At 39.5% G+C, this 25,667-nt stretch carries 15 protein-coding genes and 6 pseudogenes; 10 read left to right on the top strand and 11 right to left on the bottom strand.

Annotation, left to right across the window (positions count from 1 at the left end; genetic code table 11):
• Positions 1–47: 47 nt before the first annotated feature.
• The 6 genes and pseudogenes from ACFG4S_RS04990 (at position 48) to ACFG4S_RS04965 (ending at position 7,659) form a co-directional block, all read left to right on the top strand.
• Positions 48–2,858 (top strand): CHASE2 domain-containing protein, encoded by a 2,811-nt coding sequence (locus tag ACFG4S_RS04990; protein WP_392533744.1) that lies wholly within the window; start codon positions 48–50, stop codon positions 2,856–2,858.
• On the top strand, positions 2,855–4,159 hold the full coding sequence (locus ACFG4S_RS04985; RefSeq protein ID WP_392533743.1) for a response regulator: 1,305 nt from the start codon (positions 2,855–2,857) through the stop codon (positions 4,157–4,159). The genes ACFG4S_RS04990 and ACFG4S_RS04985 overlap by 4 nt, the downstream gene beginning before the upstream one ends.
• A gap of 470 nt (positions 4,160–4,629) precedes the next feature.
• Positions 4,630–6,014: pseudogene (locus ACFG4S_RS04980) on the top strand (IS701 family transposase).
• A gap of 320 nt (positions 6,015–6,334) precedes the next feature.
• The gene (locus ACFG4S_RS04975) at positions 6,335–7,309 is read left to right on the top strand and encodes an IS110 family transposase (RefSeq protein WP_392533742.1); all 975 of its coding nucleotides are present in this window, start codon (positions 6,335–6,337) and stop codon (positions 7,307–7,309) included.
• A pseudogene (locus tag ACFG4S_RS04970) lies at positions 7,269–7,415 on the top strand (transposase); the annotation flags it as partial. The gene ACFG4S_RS04975 and the pseudogene ACFG4S_RS04970, both read left to right, overlap by 41 nt.
• A 28-nt stretch (positions 7,416–7,443) precedes the next feature.
• The gene (locus ACFG4S_RS04965; RefSeq protein ID WP_392536157.1) at positions 7,444–7,659 is read left to right on the top strand and encodes a hypothetical protein; all 216 of its coding nucleotides are present in this window, start codon (positions 7,444–7,446) and stop codon (positions 7,657–7,659) included.
• 271 nt (positions 7,660–7,930) lie between these two features.
• Here ACFG4S_RS04965 and ACFG4S_RS04960 read toward each other — a convergent pair.
• The 5 genes and pseudogenes from ACFG4S_RS04960 to cas12k (ACFG4S_RS04940) all read right to left on the bottom strand — a co-directional run.
• Positions 7,931–8,921: pseudogene (locus tag ACFG4S_RS04960) on the bottom strand (ISNCY family transposase); the annotation flags it as partial.
• 31 nt (positions 8,922–8,952) lie between these two features.
• A pseudogene (locus tag ACFG4S_RS04955) lies at positions 8,953–10,027 on the bottom strand (IS630 family transposase).
• 34 nt (positions 10,028–10,061) lie between these two features.
• The gene (gene cas12k, locus ACFG4S_RS04950) at positions 10,062–11,276 is read right to left on the bottom strand and encodes a type V CRISPR-associated protein Cas12k (RefSeq protein WP_392533741.1); all 1,215 of its coding nucleotides are present in this window, start codon (positions 11,274–11,276) and stop codon (positions 10,062–10,064) included.
• Positions 11,277–11,306: 30 nt separating this feature from the next.
• Positions 11,307–12,325: pseudogene (locus tag ACFG4S_RS04945) on the bottom strand (IS630 family transposase).
• Positions 12,326–12,387: 62 nt separating this feature from the next.
• Positions 12,388–12,993, bottom strand: coding sequence for a type V CRISPR-associated protein Cas12k (gene cas12k / locus ACFG4S_RS04940; RefSeq protein ID WP_392533740.1), 606 nt, complete (start codon positions 12,991–12,993; stop codon positions 12,388–12,390).
• A gap of 121 nt (positions 12,994–13,114) precedes the next feature.
• On the opposite strand from cas12k (ACFG4S_RS04940), the gene ACFG4S_RS04935 reads away from it, so the two are divergent.
• A complete protein-coding gene (locus ACFG4S_RS04935; RefSeq protein ID WP_392533739.1) occupies positions 13,115–13,381 on the top strand; it encodes a helix-turn-helix domain-containing protein in 267 nt (88 codons plus the stop codon).
• A 126-nt stretch (positions 13,382–13,507) separates the two neighbouring features.
• Here the strand turns inward: ACFG4S_RS04935 and ACFG4S_RS04930 are convergent, their stop codons facing one another.
• Positions 13,508–13,807: a hypothetical protein gene (locus tag ACFG4S_RS04930; protein WP_392533738.1), complete on the bottom strand. Its 300-nt coding sequence runs from the start codon at positions 13,805–13,807 to the stop codon at positions 13,508–13,510.
• A 196-nt stretch (positions 13,808–14,003) separates the two neighbouring features.
• On the opposite strand from ACFG4S_RS04930, the gene ACFG4S_RS04925 reads away from it, so the two are divergent.
• Positions 14,004–14,261 (top strand): hypothetical protein, encoded by a 258-nt coding sequence (locus ACFG4S_RS04925; protein WP_152590043.1) that lies wholly within the window; start codon positions 14,004–14,006, stop codon positions 14,259–14,261.
• Positions 14,262–14,539: 278 nt separating this feature from the next.
• Here ACFG4S_RS04925 and ACFG4S_RS04920 read toward each other — a convergent pair whose 3' ends face one another.
• The 4 genes from ACFG4S_RS04920 to ACFG4S_RS04905 form a co-directional block, all read right to left on the bottom strand.
• Positions 14,540–17,866 (bottom strand): Swt1 family HEPN domain-containing protein, encoded by a 3,327-nt coding sequence (locus ACFG4S_RS04920; protein WP_392533737.1) that lies wholly within the window; start codon positions 17,864–17,866, stop codon positions 14,540–14,542.
• Between the two features lie 127 nt (positions 17,867–17,993).
• The gene (locus ACFG4S_RS04915; RefSeq protein ID WP_392533736.1) at positions 17,994–20,924 is read right to left on the bottom strand and encodes a DUF1156 domain-containing protein; all 2,931 of its coding nucleotides are present in this window, start codon (positions 20,922–20,924) and stop codon (positions 17,994–17,996) included.
• 330 nt (positions 20,925–21,254) lie between these two features.
• Positions 21,255–21,641, bottom strand: coding sequence for a type II toxin-antitoxin system VapC family toxin (locus ACFG4S_RS04910; protein WP_392533735.1), 387 nt, complete (start codon positions 21,639–21,641; stop codon positions 21,255–21,257).
• The gene (locus ACFG4S_RS04905) at positions 21,641–21,919 is read right to left on the bottom strand and encodes a hypothetical protein (RefSeq protein WP_392533734.1); all 279 of its coding nucleotides are present in this window, start codon (positions 21,917–21,919) and stop codon (positions 21,641–21,643) included. Before ACFG4S_RS04905 ends, ACFG4S_RS04910 begins: the two co-directional genes overlap by 1 nt.
• 164 nt (positions 21,920–22,083) lie before the next feature.
• Between ACFG4S_RS04905 and ACFG4S_RS04900 the strand changes: the two genes are divergently transcribed.
• Together ACFG4S_RS04900 and ACFG4S_RS04895 are read left to right on the top strand one after the other, a co-directional pair.
• Positions 22,084–23,412, top strand: coding sequence for an IS701 family transposase (locus ACFG4S_RS04900; RefSeq protein ID WP_392530294.1), 1,329 nt, complete (start codon positions 22,084–22,086; stop codon positions 23,410–23,412).
• 104 nt (positions 23,413–23,516) lie between these two features.
• Positions 23,517–24,591: pseudogene (locus ACFG4S_RS04895) on the top strand (IS630 family transposase).
• Positions 24,592–24,691: 100 nt separating this feature from the next.
• On the opposite strand, the gene ACFG4S_RS04890 reads toward ACFG4S_RS04895, so the two are convergent.
• Positions 24,692–25,600: a caspase domain-containing protein gene (locus ACFG4S_RS04890; protein ID WP_392533733.1), complete on the bottom strand. Its 909-nt coding sequence runs from the start codon at positions 25,598–25,600 to the stop codon at positions 24,692–24,694.
• Positions 25,601–25,667 lie beyond the last annotated feature (67 nt).

The following is a 25,667-nucleotide window of genomic DNA, read 5'->3' as shown; positions in this document are numbered from 1 at the left end:
CTAACCAAGATAAATCAACTAATTACGAATTATTTTAATTGTATGGTATGTGGCAAAAATTACGATTTTTTATCCAACGTACTCGCAGGATTTTGATTATTACTCCCAGCATTGCTTTAACAGTAATTGTAGGGCAATCTTTGGGACTTTTTAATTTACCTGAATGGAAACTTCGGGATGAATGGGTGCGAGTATATTCATCAGGAGGAGTCTACCTTGTAGGGCGATCGCCAAAAAGAATAGCTGACGAAATTGTAATTGTCACCATTGATGAACGGGATATTCAATCAGTGGGTAAATGGCCTATTCCTGATTCGTCGTTGGCACAATTACTCGCAAAAATTCGCTCGCAACAACCTCGTTCTATTGGACTGGATCTCTATCGGGATTTGCCAGAAGGAACCGGTCACGAGCAACTTGTACAAATTTTCCGCACTACTCCCAATTTGATCGGAGTAGAAAAAATCACTGGTGAGCGGGTGAATCCTCCACCGGAACTGAAAAAAAATGACCAAGTAGGATTAGCTGATTTGGTTTTAGATGGCGATCGCCATGTGCGTCGGGCACTCCTCACATCTGAAGATGCTAAAGAAGATGGCAAAATCAAAGCCGGACTAGCAACTGTTGTTGCACTCAAGTATCTCGAAGCGGAAAAAATAACCTTGCAATCTATCGACGAAAAGCAGCAAAAATTTCAGTTGGGTAAGGCAATCTATCAGCCACTCAAAAATCAAGAAGCTGGTTATACTGACGGGGATATTGGTGGTTATCAAATTCTGCTCAACTGGTATGGTTCGGAAACTGAATTTCGTACAGTTTCTATGCGGGATGTGTTAGCGGGAAAAATTCCACCAGAGTTGATGCGCGATCGCATGGTATTTATTGGCTCAACAGCTGCGAGTACCAATGATTTTTTTAGCACACCATTCAGTTCGTCTTTGGTTTCGGCTCAAAAACCGACTCCTGGTGTCATTGTCCATGCCAATATTGCTCTCCAACTAGTACAAGGGGCAAAAACCGGAAAAACTAATCTGCACGGCATTTCGGGAAATTTTCTCTATTTCTGGATTGTTTTATGGTCTGCAATTGGTTCTATGGGTAGTTGGTATTTAGCTAGTATGCCGACCAAAAACAGGATTCCGGGTGGTAAAATTCTCTGGGCAACTGTGGGTATCAGTGGGGCATTAATGGGAAGTGCCTATGGGATGTTTTTAGCTGGTCTGCTGATTCCGGTAACACCCGTCTTAGCTGTATTTATTAGCAGTGCGATCGCTACAACAAATGGTTATAAACAGCAGAGGCTAGAAGAAGCTAATCAGCAATTGGAAATAACAAACGAACTACTATTAGATTACTCCAAAAACTTAGAAACAAAAGTTGAAGAACGAACTCATGAATTACTAGAAGCAAAACAAGCTGCCGATGCGGCTAACCAAGCAAAAAGCGAGTTTCTCGCCAATATGAGCCATGAATTACGTACACCATTGAATGGTATTTTGGGTTTTGCCCAAGTATTAGAAGCATCGCCAAATTTGACGGATAAAAACCGCGAAGGAGTTAGCATTATCTATGAATGCGGTTCGCACTTATTAATGTTAATTAATGATATTCTCGATTTGTCAAAGATTGAAGCTCGTAAACTCGAATTAGTTACTAATAGTGTGGATTTATCTAGTTTCTTGCATGGGGTAACAAAAATTTGTGGTATTCGAGCCGAGCAGAAAGGAATTAGCTTTAATCTTTTAATTAGCGATCGCCTCCCAAAGATAATTGAAGCTGATGAAAAACGATTGCGACAAGTGTTAATAAATTTGCTAGGCAATGCAATTAAATTTACAGACAGTGGTGGTGTCACGTTTAAAGTTGAGTTAGTAGAAAGTAACCAAGAATTGGCTCAATCCCCACTTGCTAAAATTCGCTTCCAAGTAGAAGATACAGGAGTCGGAATGTCACCTGACCATATCCAAAAAATATTTTTGCCTTTTGAGCAAGTAGGTGAGCTTGGACGGCATTCTGAAGGTACTGGGTTGGGATTGACCATTAGTCAAAGAATTGCAGCATTGATGGGCAGTCAAATTTATGTCAAAAGTTTTTTAGGTGAAGGAAGCGTTTTTTGGCTAGATATAATAGTGCCAGCATTGCTTTCCCATGATTATTATTTACAAGGAAGCGTATCAAACCAAGAAAAAACTATCGGCATTCAAGGTAACGCACCGCAAATTCTCATTGTTGATGATGATGTTAATCACCGTTTGGTGCTAACTAATTTACTGCAAGAAATTGGCTGTCGCATTCAAGAAGCTAGCGATGGAAAAGAGGGTTTACAATTAGCAACTGAAAGTCAACCTGATATGATTTTACTCGATTTAGCTATGCCTAATATGGATGGCTTTGAGCTAATGCTTCATCTGCAAGAAAATCATCAGACTAGCTCTATTCCCATCATTGTTTCTAGCGCTAACGTATTCGAGGACAACCGCCAGCAAAGTTTACAGGCAGGTGCAGTCGCATTTATCCCAAAACCCCTTCAGAGAGATGAATTGTTTAATGCATTGGTATCGCTCCTAAAAATTAATTGGACTTATACTGAATCTAGCAAACAATCTATATTAGAAACTGAAAAGACTGTTACCAATGATGAATTAATTTTGCCATCTCAGGATGTTTTGCAACAACTGTATCACCTAGCAATGATGGGAGATATATTAGCGATCGAAGAAATATTAAAAACCCAAGTAGACCAAAACAAACAACTAATTCCCTTTGTTAGAGAGTTAACTAAACTTACTACCAGTTTTCAAACTGCAAAAATACGGAAATTCATTAAATCCTTACTCGCTGAACAAACACTGAAATGATACAAGATTGTCTCACACAACCAATGCATATTCTTTTAGTAGATGATAATCCAAATAATCTCAAAGTGCTATCAGAAGCAATTCAGGGATATGGCTGGAAAGCACTGATGGCAACCGATGGAGAGTCAGCCATTGAACAAGCAGAATATGCTTGCCCCGATTTAATTATCCTAGATGTGATGATGCCTGGTATTGATGGCTTTGAAACTTGTCAGCGGTTAAAAGCTAATTCAATTACTCAAAATATTCCAGTTATTTTTATGACCGCCTTATCTGATGCTTTGGATAAAGTCAAAGGATTGGAAATTGGTGCTGTTGATTACATTACCAAACCTTTCCAACAAGAAGAAGTCATTGCTAGATTAAAACTACACCTGAAACTATCCCATCTGACCCGCACTTTAGAAGAAAAAGTAGAACAGCGTACCGCAGAATTGACCCAATCTCTACAGAAATTACAGCAAACACAATTGCAGATGATTCAGAGCGAGAAAATGTCAGCGCTAGGTAATTTAGTAGCAGGAATAGCTCACGAAATGAATAATCCTCTTGGGTTTATCTTTGCTACTCTCAAGCAAGCAAAACCAAATATTGCCGATATTATTGAACACTTAAGACTTTATCAAGAAAGCTTACCAAACCCCAGTGCAGAAATTATCAACCATGCGGAGCAAATTGATTTAGATTATAGCATAGAAGATCTACCAAAAATGATTGAATCGATGACAATGGCTTGCGATCGCATGAAAAATATTAGTAATAGTTTAAGAACTTTTTCTAGGGCGGATCGAGACTACAAACAGCCATTTGATTTACATGAAGGCATTGATAGCACAATTTTAATTCTCAAGCATCGCTTGAAAGCAAACGAAGAACGTCCGGAAATTGAGATATTTACAGAATACGGAAATATACCTCAAATAATGTGTTTTCCTGGGCAATTAAATCAAGTATTTATGAATATTCTGGCAAATGCCATTGATGCCTTAGACGAGTCTAGTAATAGTCGTAGTTTTCAGGAAATTACAGATAATTCAAACCAAATTACAATCACAACTTTTGTAGTAGAAAAACAGGTAAAGATTATAATTGCCGATAATGGTATAGGCATGAGTAAAGAAATCAAGGAGAAGATTTTTGACCATTTATTCACCACCAAAGAAATAAATAAAGGTACAGGCTTAGGATTAGCGATCGCTAAACAAATTATTATGGATAAGCACGATGGACAAATAGATTGTTTGTCTAGTCCAGGTGAGGGAACAAAGTTTATTATTTCTCTGCCGATTGGAGATAAATAAAAAATTATAATTTGATTTTAGAGGTTATTGTAGACAAATAAAGTCGTATTATTTGATAATACTACCATCCAAAAATAAATAAAAAATTTATAATATTTTATAATAGGTTTATCTGTAAGGCTTTGGAAATATTTACTCCAAGATTTAGTGGTTATTAGATCCCAAGTGCAAAGCTGAATTAACAATTTGAGTTTACTGGGCGTGCGATCGCTATTTTATCTCGACAACAGTCAGTCTTTTTTCCCACACTTATAATAATTGCTTAAGTACTAAAATGGTAAATTTAGTTTACTCCAAACACCGAAAAAATATTTACTTGGGACTGATCTTCAAGGAACAGTTTGGAGCGGCGGAACATCTGCAACTAGACTATTTTTACGTTTATATCTTAACTTATCCCTCTTCTGTCACTTTCCGGGTATTCTGAATAAAAGAATAAAAAAATAAAACCCTGAAAAGTAAGTAGGGCAATGGATGTAGAATTACAAATCTTGAAACATTTGGCAAGAGATGCTCACCCAACAGTTGCTACCATAGATGAATATTGTGCAGAGTATAAAGACCTGTTTAAAGAAGTAAGAAATTATGAATGCTTCAAATATTTACATCTGGGAATAATATCACAAATTAAAAGAAAATCATTGCCAGAGATAGCGAAAGTTGTAAGTATAAACTCTGCACAATCATTACATCATTTTCTAGCCAATTCAGATTGGTCATTAGATGAATTAAAACAACGAAGATTAAATAAACTAAAAAAAGTACTAGATGGAAATGCGATTACAGTAGTAATAGATGAAACAGGAGATAGAAAAAAAGGTAAAAAGACTGATTATGTAGCAAGACAATATCTAGGAAGTGTGGGGAAAGTAGATAATGGGATAGTTTCAGTCAATGCCTATGGAGTTTACTCGAATATAACATTTCCTTTAACCGTAAAAGTATTCAAACCGAAAGGGACACTAAAAGAAGAGGATAAATATAAAACTAAAATAGAGTTGGCATCAGAAATTATTACTGAATTAATTGAATCAGGCTTTAATATTAAATTAGTCCTAGCAGATAGTTTATATGGTGAAAGTAGCCAGTTTATTAGAAAACTAGCTGAATATAAATTAGATTATGTCGTAGCAATAAGAAGTAATCATGGAGTCTGGCTTCCAGCAGGGCAGAAGGTTAGGGCGAATAAGTGGTGTAAATTTAACAGAACATTTAGCAATGAAAAATCAGAAACTAGATACATTAGGGAAATAATTTATGGTAAAAAAAGAGCCATAACTTACTGGGAAATAACTACTGATCCAGAAACCATGCCAGAGAATTCTACTTCTTTTGTGATGACAAATCTTCAAGGTAATCTCAAGAAAATTTTATTGAATTTATATGGATTAAGAACCTGGGTAGAATATGGTTTCCGACAGTATAAACAGGAACTAGGTTGGACAGATTATCGTTTCACCAATTTTCAACATATCGAGAGATGGTGAGCCAGCGCGGTCTTGGGGGTTTCCCCCATGAGCGACTGGCGAACCCGAAGGGTGGGAAATTATTTTTTGTGTTTACACTGCGGATTAGTTTAAATTCTCCAGCCTTGTTAGGCTTAAATAAATCTCGTCAAATTGAAACTGAGGTAAAAGAAAATAGTGATGTTGATTTTTCTAATCATCAACAATGGAACCATGAATGCGGATGGAAGAATACTTTAAATAATCTGCGTCTCATTGCCCAACCACTCTTACTATTTTGATTGATTTATCCCTGGATACATATTTCCCCCAATTCTAATTTATTGCTGGGATTCAATCAATTAATTAGTGAAATGAATCAATTTAAACCTTGTTATGCTTCTGGATAATTTCACTTAGTTACTACTTGCTAATGCCGGAGAGTGACAGAAGCTGTTTACGGACGCGCTGGCTTCCGTTATGGATGGAAGAAACAAAATAAGATGCACCAAAAAAAATTACACTTTTATTGTGTCCTGACAGTTAAGACCGATCCCCCAATGGTGCTTTGTCGCCCGTACAGAAGCTTGGTTCTGGGTTGAGACGGTTATGACATTGGTGAAATGGTTTCTGCCATTATCCCGTTTAGGAGACTGTATTCATCCGTCAACCCAGGTCAGGGCACACCTCCAATTGCTAGTATGACTTCGCATTCGTGAGGAAGCCTTTGATGATGAAAACACCAAAGTCCAAATCCCGTTTCCATCAACCAAGAACAAATGAAACTTCTGACTTAAGACCAATCAATCCAAATGCAGCAGGTATTGATATCGGTTCAGAATTTCACTGGGTAAGTGTTCCAAAAGATAGAGCCTCCGAGAGTGTCAGACGTTTTGGCTGTTACACTGCTGACTTGTATGCTCTAGCTGATTGGTTGGCTGTTTGTAGAGTGAAAACTGTAGCAATGGAATCAACGGGGGTATATTGGATTGCGTTGTTTCAAATCTTGGAGACAAGGGGCTTTGAAGTTAAACTTGTCAACGCCCATCACGTTAAAACATTGCCTGGACGTAAAACTGATATTTTAGACTGTCAATGGTTGCAACAGTTACATAGTTACGGATTGTTGTCTGGTTCTTTTCGCCCAGAAGATCAAATTTGTGTATTACGGAGTTATGTCCGCCACCGAGATAGTCTTATCAAAAGTGCTTGTGTTCACATTCAACGGATGCAAAAAGCTTTAACCCAGATGAACGTGCAACTGCATAAAGTTGTTAGCGATATCACTGGTACTACTGGGATGGCAATTATTCGAGCGATTGTTGCTGGAGAAAGAGACCCACAAATTTTGGCAGCGAAAAGACATCACCGTACTAAACGCTCTGAAACAGAAATTGCTGCGGCTTTAAATGGTGATTACCGGAATGAGCATATTTTTGTACTTCAACAGGAACTACAACTTTATGATGTCTATCAAGTTCAGATAGCCGCTTGCGACCGCCAAATACAGGAGTGCTTGGCTCAATTTAATAACAAAGTTAATCTTGATGAATTTCCACTTCCGCAATCAAAACATCCTCGCAATAAACCTCAAGGCAATGAACCCGCTTTTGATTTACGTACCCATCTTTACCGAATTAGTGGCGTAGATTTCACTGCCATTGATGGTCTTGGTATCCTTACCGTACAGACCATTGATTTCTGAGGTTGGTTTAGATCCTACCCGATTCCCAACTGTTAAACACTTTACTTCCTGGCTTGGTCTTTGCCCTTGCAATCGCATCACTGGTGGTAAAGTTAAAAGTTCTCGAACTCGCTTGGTAGTTAACCCTGCTGCTAATGCTTTCCGAATGGCGGCACAAACAGCTGGCAAAAGCAATTCTGCCGAGTCGTGCTTTTTATCGTCGCTTACGTTCTCGTCTTGGTACGCCCAAAGCTATCACTGCTACTGCTCATAAGCTGGCACGAATTTTTTACCGACTTTGGACGAATGGAGGTAAATCAGCAATTCTCATTTTGAAAACAAAAGGATATAAAATCGTCTTATTTACCTAGAAAACTTCTGTCTAATTATGATTTATTTGAAAAATAATCATGATAATTGGCTGAAGAGAAATAATTTTAAAAATCTGCCCATGAAAAATAGATTTCAACTTATAAATATAGCTGAAACTCAGACCTACTTTGTAAATTCTCTCAATTAATAATCTTTACCTCCTGTCAAAAATTTGACATTTTTAACTAGAATTTGCTTTTGTGATCGGGACATATTCGGTAAGAATAAATAAGAAAACCTCCGACCAACTTTTAAACCAGATAAATTTTATTAAGGTACGAATATCATTAAAGAAATTAGTCCGAGTTACTAATAATTCACGAATTTTTTGATAGGTAGAATTGACTAAATCTAAAACAGTATGAAATAAAAAAGCTAGTAAATTTAAAGACAATAAGAACTCGCACAAATGATTTTGACCATGACCAAAGTTATGCTCTAAATTATAACCGTGATTTTTTAGAACGTTATTACCTTCATTCTCAACTTTCCATCTACTGCGTCCAGCTTTGACAATCTCTTCAACATTGTTTTCGGCGATCTTATGATTAGTTATCCAATTATTTCTGTAGATAATTTTCTGTGTTTTCTCATTAATAACAGTCACTTCGCACCAATTAGCTTCGAGACTTGAGTCTCCATTTCGTAAAGGAACTCTAGAAGCATAACGATAACGATAAATTAGATTTTTTCGGCCATCCCATTGTTTCTTTTCAACAGTTGTAACTTCTCCACTTTTTTCTAAAAATTCTAGCCATTCATATAAAGTTTTATGTGACGTTTCCAGACAAACAAAAATAAAATTATAACCTTGTTGTAGCACCAAGGTACAAACAGGTTGGCGAGAATACAAGTCATCCCCTAAAAGGGTTACAGGATAACCATATTTATTTTGATGATTCTTATTCAACCATCTTTTAACAGCCGCATTTTCACAATCTTCTTTTTGATGCCCATCTTGTTTTTTAATAAATTCTGGTTCTAAATTAATCACTTGTTTTTGATTAGGAGAAACCACAATAGGTGTGACACAGCCATGAAAATAAGTTGTAGTTCCGTTTCGATGATTACGGCAATTACAATAAGGACAATTAATTTTTTTAGATGAAAAATATTCTGTAACTTCTATTGCTATTAAAATTTCTCCATCCAAGTAGAGAAACTTTTTCAAAACTCCATTTCTATTTAACCATTCATAGACTTTTTGAAAAGACTTAAATATCGTAGCAGATGGAACTGGGTCTAGCAAATTCCTTATACGAAGTTGCCAAAGATAGTATTGTTACATTTGGTTATATTGAACACAACCAGGAAAATCCGACTTTTCCTTTCACAGTGGTGGGATTATTCATCAACCATTGACAGCGTTCAATCAAGACGGTCTCTAAAGAATCGAGAGTATGAAATACTTGATTGGCTAATCGTTCTCTCAGTAATGGCCAGATACACTCAGTTGGGTTAAGTTGAGTCCTGGTATGGAGGAAGAGAGTACATGATGATGTCTTTTGGGACAGTGAGATGACGAGTGGTATGCCAACCGGCTTGGTCAACAAGTAAAATAATTAACTTGTCACCAGTAGAGTTAACTTGAGCCGCAAAGGCATTAAGTGCAATTTGCATTACAGTCGTATTCACTCTGGGCAAAATAAATAAACAGCTATTGCCAGTTTGAGGGTGGACAAAACCGTAGGTGTATAACCACTTGTAGCGCGGATAACGATCAGCATTTGGACGTTGACCAATGAGCGCCCAAGTTCGACGGACAACTGGTTTGAGTCCTAAACGTGCCTCGTCCTGTGCCCATACTTCTACACGCTTATGAGGGCATAACCAAGGCATTAATCGGACGAAGGACTGGAGTTGGGCTTTAAAAAATGCCCTTTGCTCTGGGGTGGCGCTACGCTCGTGTAAAGGTCTCGGCGCTTGTAAACTAAAACCTAAGTGTTTGAGATACTTCCATGCTGTTGCCCGATGTATACTAATGCCAAACTGTTGTTTAATCAATTCTCCAACTTTTGGTCCACTCCACAAACCACCATCTTCTGGAGGTAACTTTAATTTTTTAAAAAGTTCCTCAAGTTGTTCTGTTGTTAAGGCTTTGTGTTTGCCTCCGGGGCTTTTTTGATGTCCGTCTACAATCCCCTCTGGTCCAGTAGTGTTGTAACGACGAGCAATTTTCCGCACCCAATCAGCACTTAAGCCTGTAATCGACGCTACTTGCTCAACTTTCATCGGATTACCAGGTCGGCTCAATAGGCGAATCACCAACCATCGAGTCCGTTCTTTGACATCTCGACAACGACGATAGCGTTGGTTTAACTCTGCATAATCCAGGTGAGGAATGATATCGATCCGAGTCCGAGGCATCACTGCACACTGATTTTACTTCCTCTAAATAATACTATCTATCGCAACTTGGTATCAGTCTGTTGTAGCTCCAACGATGAATACTCTGGCGGTACTGTTTAGCATACTGTTGCTGGCCTTCTTTGTAATTAGGGCATCTTTTCACTGCCCTAGCTTCTATTTCACTTTGGATGCCCTCACGTACATTTTTCATTGTGGGTAGAACAATGCTGCCAGCTTGGTAAGTTTTAGCTAACGTGATAATTGCTTGTGCTAGTAAGTTATCAATGTGCTTTCCTAACTCCGATTCTGACAACTTAATTTGTGTGTTGCTTTTTTGAGCTTTGTGGCGTTCATGAGAATTACGTTGCTGCTGCTGTCGCTGGCGGTTCAGTAGCTTGTAATTATCACCAAGTAGCTGTTTAACACTACGATATGCAAGAACCTTATTTGTGGGACAGTCAACAATAGCTATTGTTGCAGGCTTTTCTAGACCCAAACTCACGCCAATGAGAATTGATGTTTTACCCTCATATAAGTTTTGATTAGGACGGGGGTAGGCGGTGTCGATTTTAGTGAGTGTTGAGTTAAGGCGTTTAACATAGATTTGCTGATTTTTATTTAAGCTTTCTTTTTTTTCGATGTCTGCCAGTTTTTGAGTAATTTCGTCTACTTTTTCTTCCCTAAACTCCTGAGTCCCTTCAATCGTCCACAGGCGAGTATCAACGCTGCAATAAAGGGTTAAACGATGAATCTTCCAGGGTAAATCATTGCCTTTATTGTGTTGCCATGCTATGCGTCCTGAACGTAAAGTAAACAGAGAAGATGAATATTGGTCTTTGTTGTTGCGCTTAATGCTCTGATCTTGTAAAAATCTTTGAAACCAATGAATTTGTTTATTATCGCAGTAAATTTCAAAGATATGATTATTGAATTCTTTCCCTGAGAAGCTAACACAAATACGACCTTTTTCATTTTTTGACCAAATAAGGTCTTCGTTGCTTGTGAATTGAACTGGAAATGGTATCGAACTAGGATTTTCTAAGAGATGCTTCTGCCACATTTTAAATTGATTTTCGCTTTCAGGAACATTGGTAGTTGCTACTAAAAGGCTTTGTAGCCACTCTTGCGCTGTTAAATCACGACCACTAGGTATACTGGATTTCAGTTGTTCTTTAAGACGTTCAATCTCTTTCAATTTCTTACTACGACGTAGAGCATACCTATTAGGGTCTTCCTCTTCTTCGCTAACCTGACAAGTATTTTTCAATACGTAAGCGATATAGCAATCCTAAATGATTCATGAGAAAACACCAGATTCATGGAGCTTAGGGAAGTCAAAAATTTGACAGTTAAGCGACAACTCAAATAAAGCTTTGACAACAGAGAAGGAATGACAGAAAAAATAAAACTCTCGAATCAGTCTTTTTCCTTGTAACCAAATATCTTCTACTGGGTTTTGTTGAGGTGCATTTGGGGCAAATCTTTCACAAGATATCAACCATTGTTCTTTTTCTAAGTTGGCATTCAAAGAATCTAAATAATCTTTGATTTTTTGAGAGCGATGATAACTAGCACCATCCCAAATAATTAAAAGTTGTGCATCTGGACGTTGTGAGCGGAGATACTCCAAAAAATTAATTGTGTTTTCCGAGTTACCTGTCTTGGCAGAATAGGTGAGAAATTCCTTTGTTTTATAGTCTAATGCACCAAAGTATGTTTGTTTATCACGAGCATTGACAACTGGAATTGAAATGCGCTCACTCATTTTACCCCAGATATATCCTATGATGTCTCCCCAGAGTAAATGGCATTCATCAACCATGAATACAACTAGTTCTCCCGACTCAATTTCGGCTCGTCGCCTCTCCAACAATTCACTAATTTCTTTTTTTTTAAGGTAACTAATTCAGGATTATGCTTTGGATTATTAGCTTGAGCTTTTTTCCAACTAATACGTGCTTATTTAAACAAATCATAGTAGCTTTGTTTGGACTCAAATATCACTCCATACTTAGATGCCAGTTGATACTCCAACTCATTGAGAGTCCATTGCTCCTTGGTTTGCAACCATTCAATGACAGACCGATGTTGCTGTGCATCCAAAAATCCCTTACTACCCTTATGTGCTAACTTTAAACCCTCAACTCCGTTTTGAAAAAATGCTTTTTTCCACGTACTTATAAAGCCTGATGAAACCCCCAATATTGGCATTATTTCTTTATGTTTATATCCACACAGCAGCATTTTAACTGCCATTGCTCGTGTAATTTCACGTTGATCCAAGCTTTGTTTGATAAAATCATCTAATGATTGCATCCACATCGCTACAACCCAAAATACTGTTACAATTAATACTTTAACATTTCGTCAGTGTTTTCTCACGTATCAAATAGGATTGCTATAGCACACCGATTAAGAGGAATCTTTGCTCGATCGTAAGCCTTAAATAAAATGTCAAATAGTGTGTAATTATTGTTTTTATTTTTGTGTTTTTGACGCTTATTTACATTTTTATTTGTAATATTTTGCTTATGAATTTCTTCAGCCTTAGTAATATACTGCGGCAAAATTTTAATAGCTTTAGCGCGAATAATGTTTAAAGTAAAGTTACTTTCTTGTTCCAGTTCTACATCACTTTTGAGCATATTGAGCCAATGCTCTTTTTTATCGATTTTTTGTTGTCGTTCTTTCTGTAATGCCAACCAAGACTTGTAGATATACTCGACTACTTCAATAGCTGATTTGTAAAAACGCTTGGGTTGGTTAACAAAGCGTTCTTGAGTACTGAGTGAGTCACACAGTGGTTTGATTACTCCATTTGGTAATTTGCCCTTTTTCAACCACTGTTCCATATCAGGATGTATTCTTACCTGTTCAAGTAGTTCATTAATCAAAGGTGTATTCTTCTCCGCCATCAATTGCCACAGATGGCGGCGGGTATCTTCGCTGGCTACTAATCGACATTGAATAGTGATCAGGCTCATAGCAGTTTCTGTTCTCTAAACTTTATAAAATACACCAGTATTCTCAGAATAACATTCATAGTGTGCAATATTACATTTATTATGTGTAGATTTATGATTGATAGTACCTCACTATTAGGCTGTGAGGGAAAATAACATCAACATTGAATATCGTTTTGGAAAGGCGATAAGACGAAGAAGGCGAGAGCTAGATTATTCTCAAGAAGAACTGGCTGAAAAAGCTGGACTTCACCGTAATTACATCTCAAGTATTGAGACGGGAACCCGTAATCCTTCTCTCAAAAATATTGAAAAGCTTGCAAAAGCACTGAACATCTCGATTTCTACTCTTTTTACCAACTACAGTATTGAGGCAGAGCATAAATCAGAAAAAGATACTGAGTGTTAGTTTCTAGCGTTTTAGTACACACTGACATAAATTTGTCCTTTCAGTACTACAAAAAATACAAACACGTCAAAAATTAAGAAAGAGACGTGAGGTTAGCCACGTCTTTAGGTGATAGGAGAAAAATCATTAAGCGGCTACATCCGCGACCAGTAAGCCGTTGACAGCAATAATCAAAAGTTGCGCTGAAGCAGAGGTGTCACAGCAATGTCTTTTATCGCTATTGCAGGGTTGTGTTACCCATTTACCCTCAAGATTCTGATAAAAAGTTCCAAGCAGATGCGAACCATTCCAAACTCGATACAGTTCTCCCAAATCATCTGGCACTGAGTCAATTTCAATTTCTGGCGCTAGTGCGTCAGCTAATTCGTCAACCTCAAACTCAGATTCTACGGAGGCTTTGTTGTCAAACTCTTCTTGTGTAATCATTTAACTAACCTCATTGATGGGGTTTTACAAAAGGCGATCGCAGTCTCTTCCCGGAGGGCGATCGCCTTTGTCTTGTTACTATATTGTAATTACTTGTTATTACTAAAGCAATAGCGTTACTACAAAATTTTCAAAATTCGCCACAATTAAGGTAAATAGAGTTATTACAGATTGAAAGTTTTCAGCAGAAAGTAGTATGGCAAAGCGGCAGACAACAAAATTGAGCAATCAGATCATTGTTAGAATGGACGATGAGACTAAGGAAGCTTTTATGAATAAAGCTAATGCTGAAGGCAAGACAGCCTCAGAATTGATCATGGGATGGATTCGTTCCTACATGACTGAAGAACTTCAAAAAACTCCAGACTTAGCCAAAATGCAAGCAGACTTGGAGAATCTAAAACAACAAGTTGCTGCACTCCAAAATGAATACTTGGGAAAATTAGCAGCCTGAGAGAAGAGAACGATTCTCTCAGGCTATGGATAGATAAAATTGTCAGTTCTGCTCCTAAGAACCCAAAAAACCCGTCAGACACCTGACGGGTTTAGTTTTGTTAAGGAGATTAACTATGGGAAGATAATGCAGTTACTACTGGTAATAAATAAGTAGTAACTATAATTAAGACTGCGATCGCACTCAAATCCGTTAACCCACAAAACTTTCCCTTACTTCGTTGGGTGTGACTTAATGCTTTACCTCATTACTATCTAACAAGTTTATCTACCTCAACTTTATTCTTGTTCAAATCCCTGATTACTAAATTTGAGAACCCGACAATTCTCGCTGACTGTGCGAATGACGTTCTCTGGCACTCCTTCAGGGACAGTGACCTGAAGTTCTAAGGTGATTTCTACTTCAGCATCTACTAAACTACTGAGGTGTTGAATAACCTCGTCTGCTATCTGTCCTATGTCACGTCTTAGCCGCAATGCGTCCAATTTGATTGAACCATAGAAACGTTTTGGTGGAACTATGACAGTTACTTGGCTATCAGAGGAGCCATTTTCTGTTATTACAGTGTCAATAGTTTTTTCTTTTTCAGTCTTATAGCTTCCTGTTTTTTCTTTAACTACTGGTGGAGTTACAGCTTTAGCAGCAGCATCTGCCTCAAACTGGCGTTGCGCTACTTCTGGCTTAACTATCAGATTTTGACTGCTAAGGGTTACGGTAATGTGTTCAGCTGCTTTCAAACCAAGATAACGTCCTTTGGATTCATCCCAGCCTGTGGCATAAGCAAAGTTTTCATTCCACAATAACGCTGCAACTCCTTCTGCGATCGCTTGTAATAGCACTTGTTGATTTTTGATGCGTGGCAGGTAAAGGTAGTACGCTAAGTACTCCCATAACTTCTTAAGGTCGAGGTGGTTTACATCGCGCCAGAGATAAGGGTCGAGAGCTTCTAGGCGCAGGCGGCTGGCGGCATAGTTGGCAATCAAATGTTCTTCGTGAACTGCTTTGCGACTTGCTTGCAGAATAGGAGAGTCTTGCTTTTGCAATCGAATTTCTTGCCATTCAATCTCTCCTTGGGGATCGGGTTGCATCGGCACTAACAGCCAGATGTAAGCTTCTTGAATTAAATTTTTTACATCTTTGTCGGTTTGCTGTTGTTTAGTCGTCGCCTGATTACTTTGAAAAACATCTAAGTTTAAGGCTTCTTTATCCCGAATAATCGAATTCCAAGCTAGGTACTGGCAAACAGATTGTTCTAATAGCTCCAGTTTTGCCTTGTCTGGTGCTAGGAACAACAACATATTTTTGCAGTACCGAGGACTGGCTCCCTTTTGGTTTAGTATTTCTTCGGCTCTGGTGCGGGCTTGGGTTTCGCTTTCCTTATTTTTATGGGGATGTTGTGGCCCCATGACAACCAGCCTTACGGCCATTTCATCAGGAACATCTGCCGAGGAGTCGGGTGCAATATGTACTCCAGCAAACTCGCCACGCTGCTTATCAGCCTTTAATCGGAGAATAATTTCATCCCAAACTTTATCCTGATCCTGTTGGATTTGCTCGGCTCTGTCTTGGGCAAGTCTGGTGACGCTAGGCTGAGTTGAGAACCAGTAACGAGTGTTATCGACATAAAGATGTGTGGACTGGTCGGTAAGTCGGCGCAAAGCATCACCAAAAGTTGCTGCACTTTCTCCTGGTTGAACACACCCCAACTTGATCCGATGATCTTCTACACCGCGATTGGCTGCTCTTAGAGTAGGAGCAGAACCAAGGTAAATTGTCCGAGCAACACGCCGACAGGCAGAGTAACGTCCTAAGTTGGGATTTTGGCGATCGCACGCTAATGGTAGAGAATTATATCCATCTACATCTTTTTCAATCACTGGCACCCAGTTATCTTCGAGGTAGCGAGTCAATTCTGTTTGTACCTGTCCGTCATCCATTGGCACGCTGGCAGGCATGATTAACAAACTCTTGTCCTGTCCTTCCCAAAGTGAATGAATCACCTTTGCCATCAGTCGCAGCACACCCCGCGTGCGTTGGAATTTGTCGAGAGTTGACCAGTCATTATAAAGTCGGTCAAACAGTTCTGGATGGATAGGATAGGCATTTTCTAGCCGTCGTTTGTAACTACCTTCTCGGCACTCGCTAGGAAACTCCTGAGATTGGTTTTGGTACATTTCTGCAAAGGCACGGATGATGGCATCACGGGCAATAAAGCCACTTTCTTCGGTGATGGGTTGAAACAGCCGCCGCCGCACAATTTCAAAGCTTTCATCGGCAGTTGCTGGTCGCCAAGGAGATTCGACTCTGCCAATAGCATTTTTGAGTCTACTTAAGGCTGCTTTACCGCGATCGCCTCCAATCTCATTATCGGATGCCGGAATACTCACGACCAAAAGAGTTTGGTTAGCGTTTTTTGCCGACTCACTCAAAGTCTGGGCAAAGGTAAAGTGAGTGTCAAAGCTGCCCCCCGGAAGGTCGTTTATTTCGTGAAGCTGTCGGGCATAAGCCACCCATTCATCAATTAAAATCAGGCAGGGTGCATAGCGGTTAAACAGCAGCCGGAGGGTATCGCCAGGGTTCGTTGAAGTTTCATCTGCTTCTCGAATCATTTCGTAGGCTTCCCTACCGCCCAGTTGCCAAGCTAATTGGCCCCAGAGTGTTCGGACAACTGTGCCATCTTTTTTATGTTGAGGCTGACCGGGAGAAATTTTATTTCCTACCAGCACTGCTGTGTTAACTTTTGGCGGAGGTAAAACATTTGCCGCTTCCAGCACTGGTTCCAATCCTGGTAACTCGGATGCGGGAACTCCCATAAACAGGTGGTATAGTGCCAGCATCGCGTGGGTTTTGCCGCCACCAAAGTTGGTTTGCAGTTCGATAACGGGGTCCCCTTTATTGCTAGAAAGACGTAGTAAGGCATTTGTGAGCAGTTGCTTTAGCCCTTCGGTGAGAAAAGTGCGGCTAAAAAACTCTGTAGGTATGCGGTATTCGTCGGAACCTTCATCTAAATAAACTTGCCATAGGTCGGCAGCAAATTCTGCTTGTTGGTAGCTACCAGAGGCAACATCTGGGTGAGGTGTAACAATTTCTCGCCAGGGTTTTAAACCGCCTACAGGATTGCCTTCTAGAGGTTGGAGAGTAGCACGACGAGTTTCACGACGGGCTTGTTCTGTAAAGCGTACCCGCAAAAGTTCTTGTTTTTGTTTATCAACTTCATCTGCTTCTGGTGCAGAAAAAGCAGAAAGTAACCGCGATACGCTATCAAGAGCGCGATAGGCATCATCTGTAGAGAGTGGCTTGTTGTGCGCCCAAGAGTTGCGGGTGTCAATTAATTCCCCAACCAAGCTTCTTTCAGCATTGCCCAGAGTCTTTTTGAACACTTCACGCCACTGATTAGACATGAGTTTCAGCAGTGCTGATTCGTCCTGCTTGAGAATTTGCTGGACATTACGTCTTAGGCTGTGGTCTTCTGGAACAAAAGGTGTAGCGGCAACTACCCACTTATCACCATAAATGGAACGCATTTCCCTTTCCACAAAAGGATATAAGCCATCTCTCAAAAGGTCTAGCACCCTGCCAACTCGTTCGCGGTTACTTACGGACATAGATTTTTTATACTAGTTTTTCTTTTAACTCAGGGCTGCTGCCTCACGATAGCTACATCTACTCTGGGCGTTAGAGCCACCCAGAATGTATTAATAGGCTGAGGCTAATAACGAGAGTCGAAAGTAATTAAAGTAAAGCCATTTGTAAGGGAGTCGATTCTTCGGTTTCAGCAGCGAGGCGAGAAATTTCTGGCCAGGAAATCACTAAGCTGTTGTAAGCGACACCTTCAGCAGCCCAGCCTTTTTTGTCGCAAATGTTATACAGCCGATAAGCTAATTCCCTTGCTGCTTCTCCTATGGTTCCCAGTTGAGATAGCAAATTTGCAGCACCTTGATTTCCAGCACCGTCTTGCAATTCCCGAATCATGTGCTGTGTGGCTTCCCAGACTGTGAGCCGGTTATCGGTTTGGGGATTCCAATTTTTGGCTAATTCGTCGCGGCGCAATAGTCGCACTTTACCCGCCTTGGCAGTGAGGATGCCAGCGTTTACCAAGCCTTGTACTGCTGTATTCTTTGCTTTGGATAGGGTTTCAGCATCACCAAATAAACCTTCATTAAAGGTATGCTGTTCAAACCAAATCAAAGCAAAGCAGGTTTCAGAATCAAATTCTCCTTCTTGTTCAGCGAGGAATTCGTCTAAAGTTTGGTTAATCAGTTGTAGTGCAATACGCACAGGCATTCGTTCGCCGTCTGATTCGAGGACTTTGCTGTAGCGAGAGTATATTTCCATACCTGGGCCAATGCTGGCTTGTGCCAAGTCTACTGGGGCGATGTTGCCTTGTTGGAGTTTTTGCAGTGCATCTGGAAGTTCGCGTTTGAGAATGTTGACAAATTGGCGGCGGGTTGAAGATGGAGCGGTTTCTGGGCGAGGGCGGCAGACGAGAGCAATGGATGAGGCGAGGGCATTAGTGCCACTAGCAATCGTGCGGTTACTTAATTCTGTTCGCATTGGCCAAGTGCCAGTAATGCTAAAACCAGCTTTTATAAGTCCTTCAAGCATAGTTTCCCATCCGGTTGAGGCTCTAGTCTCACTGTTTCCCTTTCCTTCAGTGAGAGAAACTTCATCATCCGTTTCTGTTTGCTTGAACGCATAATAAACAGTCAAAGGATATCCGTCATGCGCCATCTCACGCATCCGTTTAAAAGTTTCACTTAATCCTGTCTCAAAAAATTCTTTTGCCTTTTGTTTACTACCACCAAAGCGATAAGGTGTAGCTACTAATTCTCGTTCTTTATCAGGAATAAGTATGGTACAGAAAAGGTCGGGATAGATCAAACTTAAAGAACGTCGTAGCCAAACATAAAAAAACTCTGAGAGGTCAGCGTAGCCAATATTATCGTAGTAGGGTGGGTCTGTAGAAACAACTATTGATTTTGCATAAATATCTGATTTAGTAGCATCTATGCGTTGGACAAATCCTTGAGTGCGACAAGGAGAAATTTCAATTACTTTGGCTATCCAATCAACTGCACCGATAAAGTTACCAGTTGACTCACTTAATGGATTTACTTCTGCAAAATCCCAAGTCATAGGAATTGCTTGACGGGCAAAAGTATTTCTAATAGTGTCTCTTCCTGAATGCCAGCTACAAATGCTTGAATTATAATCGCTCATTCGATCCACTGTGATCGCTAAATAAGTCGCCACTGCATCCGCGTAAGCAGTCGCACTCTTACCACCTTCACAAAGAGGTAAATTGTCATCTGGTATTTCAGAAGCTAGAGCATCAGAAAGTATTTTTTCCCGTGCTTCGCTCACTAATTCGCAAAAAGTGTTTAGTGCTACAAGCTGACGTGGGGTAAAGAGATGATAAAAATGAGTCAAACCATAAAGCGGGGTAAACATTGATCGACGGTCATCAGGAATCTGAGCAGTGGGATACCAAGATGGTTGTGCGCTGTGTGCAATATCTTCATGTTTTTGTATCGGTTGAAGATAGACCCTGCCGTTTTTACCTTCAGCAACTATTGCTAAAAGTTGTGCGTTCATACGTCCAGCTACACCTTCAGCCTTAATATGTTTATCATCAACAGGCTGTTTACAAGCCAAACAGTCAAACTTGGCACCGCGTCCAGTCTTTGGTGGTTCTGGTGCTTTACCCTTGCCAGACTTCACTTGAAAACTTACCACAGGCGGTTGCTGGTTACGATTGATAGTTGGTTCTACCCAAGCTTCCTTCTCTTTCTTAGTTGAAAGCTCAAAAGAACGTACCAAAGGCATTTGACAACCACAAGCTGGGTTAGGACATTTCACAGTCCTAGCCCACAACCAAGCAATCACCGTTGCTTTAGCGTCCCCAGACTCCTGCGATAAATTTACCTTGGGATACAAATGCCCAATTTGCTTAAAAGCTTGTTCCCGCATCCATTGCCCGTAATAGCGCACATCTTCAGCTAAACCCTGCGCCCCATACCATGTCTTAGTTTTTAGAGAATTTTTACGAGAATCAGGATTAACAGGAGGGAAATTTGCAAACTTCGGCGGAATTTCAATTAAAGCTTTAGTAATCAAAACCGCTACAGGATTAATATCACTACCATGTGCCTCTAACCCCAATCTTTGGGCTTCCAAAGGTATACTACCCCCACCACAAAAGGGATCATAAATAGGTGGTGCGTGTTTGCTTAAATACTCTGTTACTTCTTCCGGTTTAGTTGGTGGTTCGTCACCTTTTTCCCAAGCAAGGCAACGAGCAATTTCTCTTTGTGCTTCCTCAACTACACTGGTATTCGTTATGTCAGACCAAGATACCAAGCCGCGAACAGTTTGGGTTGATTTTCCCCTTGTTTCAACATTTTCAATTCGCCCAATTAAGTCATGTAATCGTTGGCGTTCTTTTTCTTGTTCTTCTTCAGTGGGAAATTTGTCAGGATGACTTGAGGGATCATCTACCAAAGATGCAAACAAAACTGCTCGACAAGCTGCCAAAGGTCGCCGCGCCCACCACAAATGTAGCGTAGAAGGGTGTCCATGCCTAATTGATTTTTCTCTAGCAGATTCTTGATTAATCGCTTCCAATGGTAACGCGACTTCTATTAGCTTCTTGCGGTAGGTCATCGTTTATGCCAGGCAGATGAAACCAAAGCTTGCAATGATTAAACAAGATAAAATATTCCGCTTACGTGAAATTACGGTATATCCGTATCGTGTTTTGATGGGCTAATTAGCGTTTATCAATCACTACTTGGTTAACTAGATTACAAAGCTTCATCTGGCAGTTATAGTCTTTTTATTAACTTTATGTCCTTAGCGTAATTACGGAATTGCCTTTATCTGAAGCATCCGTTTACAGATGCGATCGCACCAAAAAACAATCAGCAAAATGAAGTAAACCTGTAACAGTTATTCTAGAGAAAGCTAGATTTCTGGAATTTTGGCATATTTGAGCTACCCAAAATCATCAGAGAATAATGGCACATTATAAAATTCAAACTTTTGGTCTACTGTAATTATTGTTAAACCTTCCACCAAAGCTTGAGCAATTAACATCCTATCAAAAGGATCTTTATGGTGTAGAGGCAAATCAGCAACCTTTATTCCATGTGCCAATGTCATAGACAAAACCTGAAATCGACTGAAGTGCAAAGCCTCTTCCAAATTACCAGGAGCAATTAACTTTCCTAAAGACTGTTTAATTGAAATCTCCCAAGCACTAATCGCACTGACGAAAATTAAGTTTTCAGGATTAGTAATTACCTCTCGTATCCGATCTGACAATTTAGAATCATTTTCTAAAAACCACAACAAAATATGAGTATCTAACAAAAAACTCACTACTCATCCCCATAAAATGCTGCAATTACTTCTTCTGGAGTCTCATCAAAATCATCAGCAATCTTAACTTTTCCCTGCCAAAAACCCGCAACTCTTGGCTTGAAGGCATCATTTAAATCAGCTTTAGTAACTGTAGGCTCAGGTTGAGTCAAAGGCAAAACTTTTGCCAAAGGGACACCCTGATGAGTTAGCGTAACTTCAACATGATTTTGGATATCTGACAATAAATCAGCTAAATTCTGAGATAAGTCAGCAATATCAAAAGTTTTTGGTGACATTTTGCTTATGCTCTCCTGATTACCAGCATTATAACCAATAAAATCTACCCTCATTGAAGATGAAATTTAATAGTATTGGAGGATGAATAATCCCTCTTCTGTCACTTTCCGGTTATTCTAAATAAAAGAATAAAAAAAGAAAACCCTGAAAGGTAAGTAGGGCAATGGATGTAGAATTACAAATTTTGAAACATTTGGCAAGAGATGCTCACCCAACAGTTGCGACCATAGATGAATATTGTGCAGAGTATAAAGACCTGTTTAAAGAAGTAAGAAATTATGAATGCTTCAAATATTTACATCTGGGAATAATGTCACAAATTAAAAGAAAATCATTACCAGAGATAGCGAAAGTCGTAAGTATAAACTCCGCACAGTCATTACATCATTTTTTAGCCAATTCAGACTGGTCAGTAGATAAATTAAAACAACTAAGATTAAATAAACTTAAAAAAGCACTAAATGGAAATGCGATTACAGTAGTAATAGATGAAACCGGAGATAGAAAAAAAGGTAAAAAGACTGATTATGTAGCCAGGCAATATCTAGGAAGTGTAGGAAAAGTCGATAATGGAATAGTTTCAGTCAATGCCTATGGAGTTTATTCTAATATAACGTTTCCATTAACTGTAAAAGTATTCAAACCCAAAGGAACGTTAAAAGAGGAGGATAAATATAAAACTAAAATAGAGTTAGCGTCAGACATCATTACAGAATTAATTGAATCAGGTTTTAACATTAAACTGGTACTGGCAGATAGTTTATATGGTGAAAGTAGCCAATTTATTAGAAAAGTAGCTGAATATAAATTAGATTATGTCGTAGCAATAAGAAGTAATCATGGAGTCTGGTTGCCAGCAGGACAAAGCGTTAGGGCTAATAAGTGGTGTAAATTTGAAAGAACATTTAGCAATCAAAAATCAGAAACCCGATACATTAGGGAAATAATTTATGGTAAAAAAAGAGCCATAACTTACTGGGAAATAACTACTGACCCAGAAACCATGCCAGAAAATTCTACAACATTTGTGATGACAAATCTTCAAGGAAAACTCAAAAAAACTTTAGGCGATTTATATGGATTAAGAACCTGGGTAGAATATGGATTTCGACAGTGTAAACAGGAACTCGGCTGGACAGATTATCGGTTCACAAATTTTCAACATATAGAAAGGTGGTGGGAAATTATTTTTTGTGTGTACACAATGATTAGTTTAAATTCTCCAGCCTTCTTAAGCTTAAATAAATCTCGTCAAATTGAAGCTGAGGTTCAAAAAAATAGTGATGTTGATTTTTCTAATCATCAACAATGGAACCATGAATGCGGATGGAAAAATACTCTAAATAATCTGCGTCTCATTGCCCAACCACTCTTACTATTTTGGTTAATTTATCCCTGGATACATATTTTCCCAAATTCTAAATTATTGCTGGGATTCAATCAATTAATTAGTGCAATGAATCAATTTAAAACCTGTTATGCTTCTGGATAATTTCACTTTGTTACTACTTGCTTATCTCGGAGAGTGACAGAAGAGGGTAATACCAAGTTGCGATAGATAGTATTATTTAGAGGAAGTAAAATCAGTGTGCAGTGATGCCTCGGACTCGGATCGATATCATTCCTCACCTGGATTATGCAGAGTTAAACCAACGCTATCGTCGTTGTCGAGATGTCAAAGAACGGACTCGATGGTTGGTGATTCGCCTATTGAGCCGACCTGGTAATCCGATGAAAGTTGAGCAAGTAGCGTCGATTACAGGCTTAAGTGCTGATTGGGTGCGGAAAATTGCTCGTCGTTACAACACTACTGGACCAGAGGGGATTGTAGACGGACATCAAAAAAGCCCCGGAGGCAAACACAAAGCCTTAACAACAGAACAACTTGAGGAACTTTTTAAAAAATTAAAGTTACCTCCAGAAGATGGTGGTTTGTGGAGTGGACCAAAAGTTGGAGAATTGATTAAACAACAGTTTGGCATTAGTATACATCGGGCAACAGCATGGAAGTATCTCAAACACTTAGGTTTTAGTTTACAAGCGCCGAGACCTTTACACGAGCGTAGCGCCACCCCAGAGCAAAGGGCATTTTTTAAAGCCCAACTCCAGTCCTTCGTCCGATTAATGCCTTGGTTATGCCCTCATAAGCGTGTAGAAGTATGGGCACAGGACGAGGCACGTTTAGGACTCAAACCAGTTGTCCGTCGAACTTGGGCGCTCATTGGTCAACGTCCAAATGCTGATCGTTATCCGCGCTACAAGTGGTTATACACCTACGGTTTTGTCCACCCTCAAACTGGCAATAGCTGTTTATTTATTTTGCCCAGAGTGAATACGACTGTAATGCAAATTGCACTTAATGCCTTTGCGGCTCAAGTTAACTCTACTGGTGACAAGTTAATTATTTTACTTGTTGACCAAGCCGGTTGGCATACCACTCGTCATCTCACTGTCCCAAAAGACATCATCATGTACTCTCTTCCTCCATACCAGGACTCAACTTAACCCAACTGAGTGTATCTGGCCATTACTGAGAGAACGATTAGCCAATCAAGTATTTCATACTCTCGATTCTTTAGAGACCGTCTTGATTGAACGCTGTCAATGGTTGATGAATAATCCCACCACTGTGAAAGGAAAAGTCGGATTTTCCTGGTTGTGTTCAATATAACCAAATGTAACAATACTATCTTTGGCAACTTCGTATTATTCATACTTTTGCTAAGTCTCTGATTAACTCAGCCCTGCTGGGTAATTTTGTATGGCTTAGTCTAAACTCCAGTAATAATCCACTCAAAATAATTTTCATTGTTAATTTCATCTTTTTCAAAGTCATAGCGTAAAGCAGTGAACCAAGCTCGCAATTGCTCTGCTAATTTAGCTGTTTGATTTGGTTGACTCGGAGTTTGTACAGTAGATTGAACAGGTTGTTTATTTGTTGTTTCTTTCCTAAAAAAGAGATTAATACACCCCAAATTGTTAGAGATGAATTTTTGGGGTGCTGTTTCTAATTCCTGCCGCAAGAATGTTACTAGTGTTTCGTTCGTGACCCATTGGTTAGATAGATCAGCCAAGTCAAATCCGCGCAAAATCGCGCTAGTGAGTACGCTGCTGGCTGTACGAACGTTTTCATGGGCTAGCTCAAATTCTCTGCAAGCGGCAATAAAACAGCGATCGCGTGTATTTCCGCGATCGCCTGGATCAGCTTCTGTAAAATTGAGTAGTTCCCCACTGTAACAACAGTCCAACCAAATAATTTGCTGGCGTACTGGACTTTCCTCTAACAATTCCCGCAGCCACTTTAATCGCAGTCCCCAGTTCCCTAATTCAGGATCGGTATCACTGGTTGCCAGAAATCCTTCTTTGATGCGTCCATCTTTACGAAGACCATGCCCTGAAAAATAGAAGAGGGCTGTATCTGGAATGCTTCTGCCTTCAGGATAAAATAGTTTTTCTAAAGCCTTCTCTAAATCTGCCAGCTTGATTTCCTGGTTTGGTGATATCTGTGGTACATCATCTTCAAACGGATTTAGGAATTGCGGCAATCGCTGGACATGAAAATTTCCAGCTTCACTGAGTCGCTTGGCGATCGCTTCTGCATCGTTAGCAGGCGATCGTAACGCTGACAATCCTGAAAAATTATACTTATTAATGCCAACTACTAAAGCATCTCTACTCATTAATATGCGACTTTTTATAGAAATTCTGGAAAATTCATCAATATCTTAGCTAGCGTTTAATTCTACT

This window comes from Nostoc sp. C117, from assembly GCF_043099735.1.
Taxonomy (GTDB): Bacteria; Cyanobacteriota; Cyanobacteriia; order Cyanobacteriales; family Nostocaceae; genus Nostoc.
The sequence above is the reverse complement of the archived record's forward strand: the minus strand, read 5'-3'. Positions and strand labels throughout refer to the sequence as shown.

Coding starts and splice junctions, on each gene's coding strand:
- ACFG4S_RS04905 (WP_392533734.1), bottom strand. CDS start 21,919: ATGTCACCAAAAACTTTTGATATTGCTGACTTATCTCAGAATTTAGCT.
- ACFG4S_RS04965 (WP_392536157.1), top strand. CDS start 7,444: ATGCTTTCCGAATGGCGGCACAAACAGCTGGCAAAAGCAATTCTGCCG.
- ACFG4S_RS04985 (WP_392533743.1), top strand. CDS start 2,855: ATGATACAAGATTGTCTCACACAACCAATGCATATTCTTTTAGTAGAT.
- ACFG4S_RS04925 (WP_152590043.1), top strand. CDS start 14,004: ATGGCAAAGCGGCAGACAACAAAATTGAGCAATCAGATCATTGTTAGA.
- cas12k (WP_392533740.1), bottom strand. CDS start 12,993: ATGAGCCTGATCACTATTCAATGTCGATTAGTAGCCAGCGAAGATACC.
- ACFG4S_RS04930 (WP_392533738.1), bottom strand. CDS start 13,807: ATGATTACACAAGAAGAGTTTGACAACAAAGCCTCCGTAGAATCTGAG.
- ACFG4S_RS04900 (WP_392530294.1), top strand. CDS start 22,084: ATGGATGTAGAATTACAAATTTTGAAACATTTGGCAAGAGATGCTCAC.
- ACFG4S_RS04890 (WP_392533733.1), bottom strand. CDS start 25,600: ATGAGTAGAGATGCTTTAGTAGTTGGCATTAATAAGTATAATTTTTCA.
- ACFG4S_RS04920 (WP_392533737.1), bottom strand. CDS start 17,866: ATGTCCGTAAGTAACCGCGAACGAGTTGGCAGGGTGCTAGACCTTTTG.
- ACFG4S_RS04975 (WP_392533742.1), top strand. CDS start 6,335: ATGATGAAAACACCAAAGTCCAAATCCCGTTTCCATCAACCAAGAACA.
- ACFG4S_RS04915 (WP_392533736.1), bottom strand. CDS start 20,924: ATGACCTACCGCAAGAAGCTAATAGAAGTCGCGTTACCATTGGAAGCG.
- ACFG4S_RS04990 (WP_392533744.1), top strand. CDS start 48: ATGTGGCAAAAATTACGATTTTTTATCCAACGTACTCGCAGGATTTTG.